This window comes from Robertkochia aurantiaca (genome assembly GCF_020166495.1).
GTDB lineage: Bacteria > Bacteroidota > Bacteroidia > Flavobacteriales > Flavobacteriaceae > Robertkochia > Robertkochia aurantiaca.
Window position 1 is genome coordinate 338,900 of sequence record NZ_JAINZS010000002.1, and the last position, 14,109, is coordinate 353,008.

At 40.7% G+C, this 14,109-nt stretch carries 14 protein-coding genes; 9 read left to right on the forward strand and 5 right to left on the reverse strand.

The window, feature by feature from the left end; genetic code table 11:
- On the reverse strand, positions 1 to 594 hold the full coding sequence (locus K7R10_RS03950; RefSeq protein WP_224483384.1) for a Crp/Fnr family transcriptional regulator: 594 nt from the start codon (positions 592 to 594) through the stop codon (positions 1 to 3).
- A 257-nt stretch (positions 595 to 851) separates the two neighbouring features.
- Between K7R10_RS03950 and K7R10_RS03955 the strand changes: the two genes are divergently transcribed.
- Positions 852 to 2,747: a DUF3604 domain-containing protein gene (locus tag K7R10_RS03955; RefSeq protein WP_224483385.1), complete on the forward strand. Its 1,896-nt coding sequence runs from the start codon at positions 852 to 854 to the stop codon at positions 2,745 to 2,747.
- A 484-nt stretch (positions 2,748 to 3,231) separates the two neighbouring features.
- On the opposite strand, the gene K7R10_RS03960 is transcribed toward K7R10_RS03955, so the two are convergent.
- Both K7R10_RS03960 and K7R10_RS03965 read right to left on the reverse strand, forming a co-directional pair.
- A complete protein-coding gene (locus tag K7R10_RS03960) occupies positions 3,232 to 3,774 on the reverse strand; it encodes a hypothetical protein (protein ID WP_224483386.1) in 543 nt (180 codons plus the stop codon).
- A 101-nt stretch (positions 3,775 to 3,875) separates the two neighbouring features.
- On the reverse strand, positions 3,876 to 4,493 hold the full coding sequence (locus K7R10_RS03965) for a hypothetical protein (protein WP_224483387.1): 618 nt from the start codon (positions 4,491 to 4,493) through the stop codon (positions 3,876 to 3,878).
- A gap of 304 nt (positions 4,494 to 4,797) precedes the next feature.
- On the opposite strand from K7R10_RS03965, the gene K7R10_RS03970 reads away from it, so the two are divergent.
- The 4 genes from K7R10_RS03970 (at position 4,798) to K7R10_RS03985 (ending at position 7,944) form a co-directional block, all read left to right on the forward strand.
- Positions 4,798 to 5,640 carry a GIY-YIG nuclease family protein gene (locus tag K7R10_RS03970; RefSeq protein WP_224483388.1) on the forward strand — a complete coding sequence of 281 codons (843 nt, stop codon included), beginning with the start codon at positions 4,798 to 4,800 and terminating at the stop codon, positions 5,638 to 5,640.
- 870 nt (positions 5,641 to 6,510) lie between these two features.
- Positions 6,511 to 7,035: a DUF2975 domain-containing protein gene (locus tag K7R10_RS03975; protein WP_224483389.1), complete on the forward strand. Its 525-nt coding sequence runs from the start codon at positions 6,511 to 6,513 to the stop codon at positions 7,033 to 7,035.
- Between the two features lie 10 nt (positions 7,036 to 7,045).
- A complete protein-coding gene (locus K7R10_RS03980; RefSeq protein ID WP_224483390.1) occupies positions 7,046 to 7,249 on the forward strand; it encodes a helix-turn-helix domain-containing protein in 204 nt (67 codons plus the stop codon).
- A gap of 11 nt (positions 7,250 to 7,260) precedes the next feature.
- Positions 7,261 to 7,944, forward strand: coding sequence for a DUF6624 domain-containing protein (locus tag K7R10_RS03985; RefSeq protein WP_224483391.1), 684 nt, complete (start codon positions 7,261 to 7,263; stop codon positions 7,942 to 7,944).
- Between the two features lie 252 nt (positions 7,945 to 8,196).
- Here K7R10_RS03985 and K7R10_RS03990 read toward each other — a convergent pair whose 3' ends face one another.
- Positions 8,197 to 8,592: a hypothetical protein gene (locus tag K7R10_RS03990; protein WP_224483392.1), complete on the reverse strand. Its 396-nt coding sequence runs from the start codon at positions 8,590 to 8,592 to the stop codon at positions 8,197 to 8,199.
- Positions 8,593 to 8,631: 39 nt separating this feature from the next.
- The gene (cls, locus tag K7R10_RS03995; RefSeq protein WP_224483393.1) at positions 8,632 to 10,086 is read right to left on the reverse strand and encodes a cardiolipin synthase; all 1,455 of its coding nucleotides are present in this window, start codon (positions 10,084 to 10,086) and stop codon (positions 8,632 to 8,634) included.
- A 368-nt stretch (positions 10,087 to 10,454) separates the two neighbouring features.
- On the opposite strand from cls, the gene K7R10_RS04000 reads away from it, so the two are divergent.
- From K7R10_RS04000 to K7R10_RS04015, 4 genes are all read left to right on the forward strand, one after another.
- Complete coding sequence (locus K7R10_RS04000) at positions 10,455 to 11,513, forward strand: calcium:cation antiporter (protein WP_224483394.1); 1,059 nt, start codon at positions 10,455 to 10,457, stop codon at positions 11,511 to 11,513.
- A gap of 222 nt (positions 11,514 to 11,735) precedes the next feature.
- Positions 11,736 to 12,269 carry a hypothetical protein gene (locus K7R10_RS04005; protein WP_224483395.1) on the forward strand — a complete coding sequence of 178 codons (534 nt, stop codon included), beginning with the start codon at positions 11,736 to 11,738 and terminating at the stop codon, positions 12,267 to 12,269.
- A gap of 115 nt (positions 12,270 to 12,384) precedes the next feature.
- Positions 12,385 to 12,837: a YybH family protein gene (locus tag K7R10_RS04010; RefSeq protein ID WP_224483396.1), complete on the forward strand. Its 453-nt coding sequence runs from the start codon at positions 12,385 to 12,387 to the stop codon at positions 12,835 to 12,837.
- A 497-nt stretch (positions 12,838 to 13,334) separates the two neighbouring features.
- Positions 13,335 to 13,931, forward strand: coding sequence for a hypothetical protein (locus K7R10_RS04015; protein WP_224483397.1), 597 nt, complete (start codon positions 13,335 to 13,337; stop codon positions 13,929 to 13,931).
- Positions 13,932 to 14,109: the final 178 nt, after the last annotated feature.

Here is a 14,109-nt window from a genome sequence, read left to right on the forward strand (position 1 = left end):
TCACATTTCAGTATCTTTAGCTGCTAATTTTTTTCTCACACGGCTCAGACTTTCAGGTGTAATGCCAAGGTATGAAGCTACCATGGCCTGGGGCACCCTTAAAAAGATATCGGGATACATGTTGATGAATTCTAAATACCTTTCCTCCGCAGAAGCGCTTAGCAGCAGCCTGATTCTATCATGCAGATGACGTATATGATTATGAAGCAATCTGTTGTTAAAGTTTGAGAACGTCGGGAGCTTCCCGGACAATAGTTGAATTAAATCTTCATCGATCAACACAACCTGACTATCCTCCAGCGCCTGAATATAAGAAACCGAAGGCTTGCCAAAGTAAGTGGTTTCCCTGTCTGTGACAAACCAATTTTCCGGTGCGAAGGATAGTATATGTTCTTTTCCATTCCTGTCTATGGAATACTGTCTCAGCAAACCCTTTTCCACAAAAAAAGTATGGTTGCAGTTTTGATTTTCCATTAAAAGAAATTCTCCCCTGACTACATTTTTGGTCTGACAGGAATCAATGAAGTGAGCTATTTCAGACTCATCAATGTTCATATTTGAAGTCAGATATTCCTTTAACTTATTTTCTTTCATTATTAACCATGTTAATTGTATATAATCCTACCTGATAAGATCATAAAATATGAAATCTTGTTTATACCGAACACCCCTATCAGTATTTAGTTCGGCATTCCCAATAACCCGCGTTTCCTGTTATCGCCTTTTTTATGCTTCTCAGGAATTATATATCGGCATTCTGAATGAATTTTTTATATTTCAAACATAAGTATTTGATTATCAATTAAAAACACCCGAGCCTTACTGCCGAACTTTGAATCAAAATCAAAGAAATGAAAACGATCAAGCTTCTCCTTTCCTCCATTGTCCTAATTAGCGTTTACCCGGTAACTGCGCAGGACACCCCGAAACCCACCACTAAAAAAATCCAGTATTCTCCCTATCCGGAAGAAAATTATCCCAACCAGGTTTTTTATGGTGACACTCACCTTCATACGAGTTACTCGGCAGATGCGGGAATGATCGGCGCAACGCTGACCCCTGAAGATGCCTACAAATTTGCTATGGGTCAGCAGATCAAATCAAATACAGGCCTGGATGTACAACTAAGCAGACCCCTTGATTTTCTTGTGGTAGCCGATCATTCTGAAAATCTGGGCCTGGCTCCGGCCATTGCCGCTTCAGATCCTCTTTTGCTATCCAATGACTGGGGTAAAAAAATACATGATCTCGTTAAATCAGGAATGGAAGGAGCCGCGGCGGCCTATGATGAGTGGATCGCTAAGCTGGCAAAACGTGAGAATCCGCTGGAAGACAAGCCAGAATTTCTGGAAACTTACTGGCATAAAATAATCGAGGCTGCAGAAAAATACAATCAGCCAGGTCGCTTCACCGCATTTATCGGTTATGAATGGACTTCAAATCCGGGCGGAAATAACCTACACCGGAACATCATTTTCCGAGACGGAGGAGACAAGGCGAAACAGGTCATACCTTTCTCACAATACGACAGCTACGACCCCGAAGACCTGTGGAAATGGATGCAGTCTTATGAAGATAAAACAGGAGGCAAGTTACTGGCCATACCTCATAACGGGAACCTCTCCAATGGGTTAATGTTCGATGTGGAAACTTTCAGCGGAGGTCCTATAACAAAAGAGTATGCTGAAAGAAGAATGAAACGTGAACCCGTCTATGAGATCACGCAAATGAAGGGAGACGGGGAAGCCCATCCCAGTCTGTCACCTACCGATGAATTTGCTGATTTTGAAACCTGGGACCTGGGCAGTTTTGGTCCGCAGCCGAAAACTAAAGATATGCTGCCCCGGGAATATGTGCGCGAAGCATGGAAACGCGGTTTAGCATATGAAAAAGATCTTGGAGCAAATCCGTTTAAGTTTGGTGTGATCGGCTCCACAGATTCACATACAGCATTGGCTTCGACCGAGGAAGACAATTATTTCGGGAAAGTCGTAAGTCTTGAACCGTCTGCAGATCCTATTCGGTTTGAAGAGGTGATCGCCGGACGTCCGGCTCCTGAGGGGCATCAGATATATGCCCGTCAGGTAAGTTCTGCCGGGCTTGCGGCTGTATGGGCACGGGAAAACACAAGAACCGCCATATGGGATGCATTTGCCAGAAAAGAAGTATTTGCCACCACCGGAACCAGGTTGCGTGTAAGAGTATTTGCCGGCTATGAATTCAATAGTGATGACCTGTACCGGTCAGATTTTGCTGCATTTGGTTATGCAAGGGGAGTGCCTATGGGAGGTGATCTTGCACAGGCATCATCAACCCAAGTTCCCTCTTTTATGGTAAAGGCTGTACGTGACCCTGATGGAGCTAACCTTGACAGGGTTCAGATCATTAAAGGGTGGCTGGATGATGAAGGGAATTCACATGAAAAAATATATGATATTGCCGTATCGGGAAACCGGAAAATCGATAAGACCGGCAGGGCCTCTGAGAAAGTGGGAAACACGGTAAATATAGAGGAGGCTTCGTACGATAATTCCATAGGTGCGCCATATTTAGAAGCCATTTGGAGCGATCCGGAATTCGATCCTTCTCAAAGCGCCTTTTATTATGTGCGCGTATTAGAAATTCCAACCCCCAGGTGGACCACCATAGACGCTAAGGTATTTGGAATTGAACGACCCGATGATGTTCCTGCCAGCATTCAGGAACGTGCTTATACCAGCCCCATATGGTATAACCCGGGAGAATAAATATTTCTCTCGTGCCAGAGACTGCATTTACATGAAATTCACCGGCCATGCCTGCCTGTTTTCAGACGAAGGAGGTCCCACCGAGGTAGCCCCTGTTTGCCAAGGGGCAGACTCTGCTACAGCCCGGATGTTTTTTGCCATAGGTCTAAAAAAATCTGATGCATATTGTTCTGACAACTCCCTCCCCTCCGTGGCACGGCCACGGTATCCCCTCCCCGAGGGAGGGGAAGAATAAAATTCTTTCAACATAGGAGAATACTTTAGACAAGGGTTTATAATTGCATGCCGGTTTCGGGCAGGTAAAAATAATGAGAGGCAGTGGAGATCACCGAGGAGCAACAGCGACGAAGGTAATCTCCTAAACAAAACAGCAATATGACTGCCTTTTACCACGGAGGTGGACCTCCGCCGGAGCGGGGTCTTTGCTAGTGACTTGACAGAGAAGCACGCCCAATAGCAGGCCTAAAATTGAAAAAACGACCTGCTACTCGGGGATTTCATTAAAGGTCGCAATAAAGCCATTGTATGCTCGCTCTCTGTTAGACACTGGCATCTCTACTACGGACACATCTAATACCTCCTCACCTTTTTCAACCTTACCATTATCGGTGAACCGGTAATACATGAGCCCACCGACAACTATATTGCTATTACTGTGAAATTCAAACTCAATTTCATTCGTATTCTCTACTGTAAAAGTTGGCAAATAGAGTGAATCCCGCCATGCCTGGTACAAGGTTAAATGAAATTTACTGGTAACCACACCATCACCTTTGGGAGGAACATACAACTTAATCTTGCCCTTGAGAAGACTATCGTCATGCTTCGACCAATATCCTTCAAAATCATAAAAAATACTATTCAGCGTATCCAGTTCCCCTGCTTTGTAAACCATGTCTTTACCAAAAACTGTATCTCCTCTTCTAGAAACGTACATCTCAAGCATCCTGATAGTACTATCCTCCTCGCCCGCATAGCTAAGCCAGGATTTTTCATATGAATCAAGATGATTGATTCGAGAATCCAAGTCTATTGGTATAGATTTTTTTGTGGACTCTTCGCATCCACAAATCAAGGAAAGAATTAAGACAATTATTGAAGCACGTATCATTATCAATCTAAATTAGATCATTCATCAATGATCCTGTTAAAAGGGTTATAAGCTCTTTTCTTGTTAGCAACGGGCATACTGATTTGTAAATAATCTAATTCGATCTCACCAGCTACAACACGTCCGTTATTGGTAGCTTTGGAATACCTTAACCCACCAACTATTGCGTCTGTATTACTCTTAAATTCAAATTCTAGCCAATTTTTACCTTCCTCGCTGAAGCTTATGGTCTCAATGGTATCCCGCCAAGCTCTTAAAAGCAATAAACTGAAGCTTTGGTTTGAAACTGGACCATCACCATCTGGACGATCATAAAATTTAATTCTACCTTTCACCAGACTATCCTTATCCCACGTCCAATCTAACTCATAAAACATGCTATTTACGGTGTCAATTTTGGCATCCTGGTAGAAGAATCTTTTACCCCAAACTGTATCTTTTTTGACTGAAGTGTAATACTCAAATAACAATAGAGGATTACCATCCTCATCCTGATGTGTGAGCCAGCCTCTATGATAGGTATCTTCACTATCGAAAGTCGCCAAATCAATATACTCTTTCCTAACCGGCCTATCACAAGAAGGAACGGAGATTAAAAACAATCCAAAAAGAATCAAAGTATATCTAATTACCATAAATACCCCTTAGTTGAATTAAGGAGCAATATATAGATTTTAAATTATATGGATATAGTCTAAACTTACAGGTCGCTAGTTCCGTATAACCTATTATATTTCCAACCTACCTTAACTCACCTTTTGTTTGCGTGTGTATCTGAAACCCTAGTTTACACAGAGTCGCACCTATACAGATAAGCCTTACAAAAAACATAACAGACGACTACATGAGGTAAGTTGTTCGATACAATATATTTTCCTTTCTTTATACCCCTCCCACATTCAAGTATTAGTTTCATCACAAGATTAAATTGACGCACTTATGAGCAGACCTCAAACGATCCAGATCTTTCTTCCAGACGGATCCCCCAGAAGTGTCAAAATCGCAGAAATCACTAATAGGGTTGTAAAGGCAATCTTGGTTCCCAGGAATAAGTTAGACTACATTGCAAATCGGGAAGAACTCCGGAATGTTGGTATTTACTTCTTATTTGGTGAGTCTGCGGAAAAGGCGAAACCAGTAGTATACGTAGGAGAGGCAGAAGACAGCCTTGATCGCCTCAGACAACATAATCGGACTAAAGAGTTTTGGAATCATGCTGTTGTCATGGTATCTAAGATTAATGCATTTACAAAGTCTCATGTTAAGTTTCTGGAACATACCGCTATTCAAGAAGCAAAAGATTCCAATCGTTACACTACAGAAAACCTAACAGCACCTACTCGTCCGTTCGTGACTGAATCAATGGAAGCTGACCTTTATGACAGCTTTGAGACTATCAAAATATTACTCTCTACTCTTGGGTATCCAGTGTATGACAAAATCAACAAGGAACAGGTGGCAGATAAAGAGCTTATGTATCTTAAGGGAAGAGGCATTGAAGCAGAGGGTGATCTTATCGATGATGGTTTCGTAGTTTTTAAAGGATCCTATGCCAAAAAAGAGACTACCCCCTCTTGCCATGATCACCTCATCAACCTACGGGAGAAATTAATCAGAGATGAGGTTCTTATAGAAGACTCCGGTAATTTCCGGTTCGATCAAGATTATGTCTTCAATTCACCTAGTACAGCCGGGGGAGTTGTATTGGGCAGAAGCACTAATGGCTGGACAAAGTGGAAGGATCGAGCAGGCAAAACACTAGATGAGCTTAAGAGAAGCTAACAGATGTCAAGTCCTATTTCCTTTAAAAAGACCATATATAATCTGGCCTAAGTCCACATTTCAACAATCGATGTTGAAAGCTTTTGTTAATTGTGATACAATTGACCTTGTGGCGAGTAAGCATAAGAGGTAAGTTTGTATAGATGCATAAAAAAAGGTGTGCTGGGAACACACCTTAAATGCCGGAAAATTGGCCCGAGGTTCAATTGAATATTAATTTAAACCTTAAGCTTATGTCTGAGACATTTTATGTTCTGGTCGTTCTATACTTATTGAGCCGCCAGAAGTAATTCACATAAACCGTTTAGCTTAGACTAAGCGGTTTTTTTATTTGTTTCAAATATAAAACTTAAATCAAAAGAACAATAGAAAAGAGACCCCAATATATCAACAAGCGATTTATTAAGCTGACAATAAGCAACTTAAATATTAACAACAGTCTCTATAACGATGTTCATCTCAACTAGCTGCCTACTCTTATTCTCGTCACTCCATATACGAGCTAACTGAAGCCCGTAATCCGATGGGGTCTTACCTATGTATTCCAAGAACATTTGCTCCTTACTTTGCGTAGTAATATTTATAAGGAACTAAAGAAAACACAAAACCGGAAGGTGAAGCCTTTGGCAGAGGTCTGTTCCTGCCAGCCGGCTCAAGACAGGAATACAGTACTGTATGTTATCCCCTACAGAAATAAAGCGCCTTATTAATAGATCTAAGCACCAATGAAGGCAATAACATGAGGTAAAGGCTGATAAAACGGATTCACAAAAAAGAACTTGTTCACATCACTAATTTTTATGTTTTAAAATATTTTATTATTGTTTTACAATAATTATTTATAGTTTTACGGCATAAATAAAATCTAATATGAATAATAAGTACCTCAAAACTGCTATTGTTTTAGCCCGCCTGATGCAACTCGGTTACGGTGCCTTGATAGTATTGTTTGCTTACCTTTTACTTATTCCTGCTTTAGGGGGGGCGATTCCTCCGGAACTACAGGATGCGGGAAATAAATTCTTCTATGTTGAGTTCAGTAATGCCCGGGAGATCTTTAGCAATACCTTCAATATGGTCTTCTATTCCCTACGGGCCATTCTGCTGATCGTGTTATTCATACTATCGCTGGAATCACTGATACGAATCATCAGATCCGTAAAAACCATCAATGCTTTTAAGCAGGAGACCATCAGGCAGTTTTCAAGAATCGGGTTCCTTATGCTGATATGTTTCATCATCACCCTCTTTGATATGAGCACTGAAGGAAATGGATATACCATCACACTTTCACTCGAGATTCAGTATTTGCTCTTTGCCTTTCTCAGCTGGATCCTGGCAGAGGTATTTAAGGAAGGAAACCGATTATGGGAAGAAAGCCAGTTAACCATCTAAAAAACTCCCTATGCCAATAATTGTAAACCTTGACGTCATGATGGCTAAAAGAAAGATGCGTTCAAAAGATTTAGCTGTAAAGATCGGTGTTACCGAGGCTAACCTCTCCATTCTAAAAACTGGAAAGGCAAAAGCGGTACGTTTCTCAACCCTGGAAGCGCTTTGCGAAGCACTGGACTGTCAGCCGGGAGATCTATTGGAATACCAGGAATAAAAACAAACAACATGAAAAAAATGAAACCATTAACACTGCTCGTTTACCTTACAATTGTACTATCAGCTTTTTATGGCAGAGCTCAGGAGAAAGATTGTAACCGGGAGCTCATCGAAAAAGAACTCATTGAAAGAAGGGATAAAGACCAGGCGATTCGAAAAGAGGTTATCCCCATGGTCCAGGAATACCGGAAAACTAAAAAGGGTGCCTTTAAAGTAATTCGTGCCGTGAGTAAAATGAATGATATCGACGCTGAGAACCTGGAATATGTTTCGAACCTGATCGACACCTGCGGTTGGTCAGACGACTTATCAAATGATGCCAATAATGCCATTTTTCTCATCTTACAACATTCTGACATTGAACATATAACAAAGTACATTTCACTGCTCGAAGAAAAGGCTCAAAAAGGCCTTATTGAAAAGAATGACCATGCCACCATGCTGGACCGCAAACTCATGTACGAGGGAAAAATGCAAGTTTTCGGTACCCAGACCTTTTCAGAAGGTGATGATTCTGCAGTCAATTATGTATGGCCGGTTGCAGACGCTCAGAACCTGCAGAAGAGAAGAGACTCCGTCTTATTACCTCCCATGGAAGACTATTTTAAATTAGCGAAAGACAGTATGAATATCGAAATGGTATGGGATAAAACCCTGACCCTGGAACAAGCTTTAAAAATGAAAGGCAGGTAAAGTCCTCATCAAATTGATCAACCTTTTTATTTACAATGCAATATATGTCTTTTCCCCACATGCCATCTGCCCGGAGAGAGAGAGAGAGAGATGGTTTGATTTTAAATTGGCAATAGCAGGGCAGGATAGAAAATCACCCGTGATTAAGAAACCTCCAGGGTTAAAAGGTTCTGAAAAAATTTGAGCTTTACAGCTTACATATTATCGTTCGAAAGTATTATTGTTAAGTTCATTTCCTAACAAACCGAACTGTTAATTGAACTTTTTGAAGTTCACCTTCGCCTTGGCCATTTCCTGACTGTCGAGATACAGCTGATAACCTTTCTCCAGCAAAAATTCTTTTCTTTCCGATCCTTTTAATTCTTCCTCCATAATGAGAGCATCCTTTTCCTGGATGCGTACAACGAAAGGAGCCTCTCCGATGTTTTTAACTACTGCTACACTTTTACTGTCTCCATAGGGATTCCTGGCAGCATCCTGCCCGGGGCCCTTACCCGTGATCGACATGCTTTGCTGCGGACTCAGCTCAAAAACCGAATCGCTGCTGCCACACGACTGGAACAACTGAAACACAAGCAATAACAATAATCCGTTGACAAATAAACAATCAGACCTGAGCCGTATTGAAATTACTATCTTTCCTTTCATTTCCTATATACTTTACAATTACAATACCTTTATAGCAAGCTACAAGAACGAAGATATGAGTCTGGCCGTAGCATAAATAATCGGTTTGCTCCAGTGCTGATCTTCATAATCTGCTTTAGTAATCTCAACACTTTCGTTCAGATCATTTAAAAACATTTGTTCCATCTTTTTGCCAAAATCCTTACTGTGAATGACCGAGAGAATTTCGAAATTCAGGTCAAAACTCCGTATATCCATATTGGCTGTCCCTACGATACTGGCCTTACCATCTGCAACTACTGTTTTAGCATGAACAAATCCTTTCTTATACAGGAAAACCCGAACCCCTGCCTGTAACAACTCCTTGAAATAAAATTTTGAAGCCGCTCCAACAATAACGGAATCAGATTTCGCAGGAATCAATATCCGCACATCAGTTCCACTTAAAGCCGCTTGCTTTAAAGCATCGAGTATACTGTCATTAGGTATGAAGTATGGATTCGTAATATACAGCTTCTCTCGCGCCAGGGTGAACAACTTAAAATAGGTAAGCATTATAGTTGAAAGCGGATAGTTAGGTCCTCCAGCCATGAGTTGTGCTACCCCAAGGCTTCCGGAAATCTTCGAAACTCTAACCTTTGGAAATAGAAAATTGCTATAGATCAGCTTTTCGTTCTGTGCCATATTCCAACTCACGATGAAGTGACGTTGAAGATTATATACCAGGGGGCCGGTAAATTTCACATGTGTATCCCGCCAGTACAGCCCGGTATCAATTGAGTTATCGTAGCGGTCTGATATATTTATCCCCCCCAAAAACCCGATGGTTCCATCTATAATTATAATCTTACGGTGATCACGATGATTCAGGCGATTGGCCAACTGTCGAATTTTAACTTTGATCTTGGGGTAAATTTCAACACCTCCGTTCTGCAAGCTTCGTACGATATTTTTCCGAATACTCCCACTTGCAAAATCGTCATACAAAACTCTCACCTTTACCCCTTCCTTTGCTTTTTGCAGCAGTATGTCTTTTATTTGATTTCCCCGCGTATCATCCTCCCAGGCATAATATTCCATATGAATAAAGTGCTGAGCCATATTCAGACTTTTAATTACTTCTGGAAATTTCTCTTCGCCATTCTCCAAAAGCTGAAAGGAATTTTCATTTAAAAACTCCCCCATCGCGTTGTGTTGAAAAGCTACCAGGTCGGCAAAGTGATCGATTTCGGCTCTGTACTTTCTTAATAAATCTTCTGTTTCGTCATTGATTTCTTTTTGATAGGTCCTGTCAAGTTCTCTTTGAATAGCTATAGCGCCCTTGTTATAGCGGTGATGCCGGTAATTAATACCAAAAGAAAAATAGACTATCATACCAGCCAGGGGAACGAAGACCACTAACATGATATAAGCCAGAGTCTTGGAGGTAGAATGTGTATCTAAAATAATACGGTAGATAGTAAATAATAAAAGACTGAAATATATCAGATATAGGAAGGAGAAGTTTACCGCCATATTAATACCGTTTAAAGACCCACTCGCAATTGAAGATCAATCATGAACAAAGAAAGAACCACCATTACCCTTATAATCAACCATTTACTTAAATTCAGTCGACCATTAAATCTACGATTTTAATTTTAGACATACCTTCATTATAATTTCTGTCTTAATGTAAACTCCTTCTTTGAACCGATGCCACTTGTCATTAGATAAGAAAAGAACATCTACGCCTTTCACACCTTTGACATATGCCCTCTTTTGTCTGGTTTGTAACCGAATAATGCGTATTACGCTAAAATATGTTTTGAGAGATATTCCTTATGATTTAAATATTTACCGGAAGATCATTAAATTGACATTCACCAAAGACAACCAACCCGATGAAAAAAATTCTAAAATGGTATCTGTTAATACCGCTGCTCGCCTTTCTCGCTTATTTTCTCAACGTATTTCAGCTTCATCTGGCAGGACAGATTATCGTCACCCTGCTTTTGATCGGTTCCATCCTGGCTGCTGTTTTTCACTCAGAACTGATCGCTCATAAGGTGGGCGAACCTTTCGGAACCATTATCCTGGCGGTTTCAGTAACGGTCATTGAAGTGGCCCTGATCATTTCCCTTATGCTGGCAGGCGGAGATAAAACCATATACCTGGCCCGGGATACCGTATTTGCAGCGGTTATGATCCTGTTAACAGTGATCATCGGTTTGTGCATCCTGATAGGAAGTTACAAGCACTTCGAACAGGTCTTTCAGAAGAAATCTGTCAATACAGCCCTGGTGAGCCTGGTGGCAATTTTAGTGTTATCCCTGATACTACCCAACTTCGTGGGGAACGAAGATCCGGAGAACAACACAGCCATGCTGCTTTTCGCGGCCGTGATCTGCCTGATCATTTATGCCACCTTCATATATGTTCAGACAAGACGCCATCGTGATTATTTCATTACAGAAAGAGAAAACCAGCATGAAGAGGAACACGTAAGTATGCCTATCTACATAAGCCTGCTTTTTCTGTTGGTTAGCCTGGTGATCGTGGTACTACTGGCCAAAACCATCTCGCCGACTATCGAAAAGATCATTCTTGACCTTGGATTGCCGGCATCGCTCCTTGGGGTTATCATCGCCTCGGTGATCTTATTACCTGAGGCTATCGCAGCCATAAAAGCGGCACGCAAAGATGATATTCAGACCAGCCTGAACCTGTCACTGGGTTCCTCCCTGGCAGCCATTGGCCTTACCATTCCCACCGTAGCCTTCGTGAGTGTGCTTTTTGACATCGATATTATCCTGGGTCTGGACAGTATAAACGGACTCCTGCTCGGTTTGACAGTGTTCACCGTCATGCTTTCCCTCTCAAAGGGAAGAACCAACATTCTTTACGGTGTCATTCTGATCTGCCTCTTCGCCACGTTCATATTCACCCTTCTTAATCCTTAAGAATAAAAAAGACCATGATATCGATTCAAGCCGTATTGGTTCTGTTGTTATTATTGGTCCATCTGTTTGCCTATAAAATGAGATTTCTGGACCGGGTACCCCCGAAGTCGTTGGCTTTCATTTGCCGGGGGTATTTCGGTAGCCTATGTATTCGTTCACATCCTGCCTGAACTGGCAAAAGCACAAACGCATATCTCTGAAGAGGATTGGTTCACTGAATATTTGGAACATCACTCCTACCTCATGGCTCTGGCAGGCCTTTCTTTCTTCTATGGGTTGGAACGAGCAGTAAGGAGATCCCAGGAAGAGATGGAAAAGGAGTCAGAATTTCAGGAGTTTGAAACCAGCACCGGTATGGGAACCTTTTGGATTCATATAAGCGCTTTTGCAGTATACAATGCCCTGATCGGATATCTGTTGGTTCATCGCGAGGAACAAGGATTGATAAGCATGCTCACATTTTTCTTTGCCATGGCCCTTCATTTTTTGGTCAATGACCATGGCTTACGGGATTACCACCGTGACACCTACCAAAAGAAAGGTCGCTGGGTGCTTACCTTTTCGGTTCTTGTTGGCTGGATGGTTGGCCTGACAACAGAAATCACTGAGGGAGCCTTAGGAGTATTGTTCGCTTTTCTCTCTGGGGGGATCATTCTCAATGTGCTGAAAGAAGAACTGCCGGAGGAACGAAAGAGTCGCTTTTCTTCATTTTTGATTGGGGCGGTGATATATACCGCATTCCTTTTATTGCTATGATTTAAAAGAAAGTGACTCCCTCCGTGACTGATTTTGCATTACTCAAAAAAAAGGAAAAAGACCGGTAAAACGTATTTTGACATTTTTGTATTTTATAGAAACTAAACCAACCATTATGAAAAAAACACTACTTCTATTCGTACTCCTCATTCCTCTCTCACTTCTTGCCCAGAACTCAATGGGAAAAAAACGTGAAGCCGTATACCAGGCATGGAGCGGACTTTATCAAGCCTATGCGTCGGAAAATCTTGAAAAAATGCTCACCTACTACCAGGACGATGTTATTCGGATGGGTACCAACGGCACCATACAAAAGGGCAAAGAACTCTTTCGTAAGAACTGGAAAAAGACCTATGCGGAAAACAAGGTGATCATGAACCAGTACAGTGAACCCACAATATTGCCGGCCAGCGATCACATCACCACTTACAACACCTATGACGAAACTTTTATCAACAAGGAATCAGGGGAAAGTGAAAGAATTCAAGGCACCTGGATCGCTATCTGGAAACAACAGGATGACGGCTCCTGGAAAGCACGCATGACCACCTGGCATTTGCATGAATAAAATAAATCCTTTCGTTCTTCCACTTTGCTCTATCCTTGTCTATAAGTCCAGCTAAATAAATAGTGTGTATCAGACTTGTATAAATTTTTCTTAGAAAATAATTCACTAATTGCTAAAAGACCTATATCACCGTGACCCTAAATTAACAGGTGTAAAACTAGCATATGCTTTATCTCGTGCCCCTCTCAGATTAATTTTATGTAATTAAATATACCTTTAAGGTAGATCTGGAAAAGATCTACTTTTAGAGTATTTAGACTGCCATCGTCTACATACTTTACATATGAGGCTTAAATAGTTAAGGCTTTCTTTTTAAAATGAATCTATTAGTGATCAAACAAAAAATTAATCATTTCGTGGAAATATTTTATAGCTTACTAATATTCTTATCTTTAGCTCTCATATACTAAACTAAATAAATAAATTCCTACTTTTATTTGGATTAATTGGATTTCATTATTATAATTATATTCTATAACAAATAATTAATTACTTTTATGAAATCATTTAATTTAATTACACTAATCATTACCATTTTCACATTTATTTCTTGTTCTTCGGACGATATGTTGAACGAAGAGATTCTAGAATTAGATGAAAAACAAATTCAAACAAAGGCAATCAGCAACTTAACTTTAAATAGGGGATGCTATTATTTGGCAGCTTTAGTTGAAGGTGAAATATGTTACTCTTCAAATAACGTGCCTGGATACCGATATACTGCTTACGCCAATGCCGGGAAAATAGAAAACTTCGATAGAATAGTTAACATAGCAGTAGTTAAGCCTGCAGATCGAGCTATAATAGATGCAGGAAGTGTAACCATACCTGCAGGGGAGGGCGTTTCTAACAACATCTCTATGTTTACTAACATTTACAATTCTAGTATTGGGGATGTAGAAGTTTGGATTACAGGTGTGACCAATGCGAATAACGGCCAATTAATTCCTGAAACTGATTGTGAATGGCGAAAAACAACTATCTCCGTAAACAACTGCTATACTGCGCCAGATACCGAAAATCCTGGTATTGATATTAATCCCTGTGATGGTGCAGTAGGTGTAGGGCCAGATGGTAGCGACGACTGTGAATAATGTATCAGGATTAATTTTAAATAAAAGAGGTCATTGGTTGAGACCAATGGCCTTTTTTACATATTTCCAAATTCAATATTATCTTCTTCGAGTGATCTTAATCGTTGTGAAATTAAAATAATACTTTAAAAATACTTATAGACTCAAGTATTTAGTTTTCATCTGGTTAGAATGGATG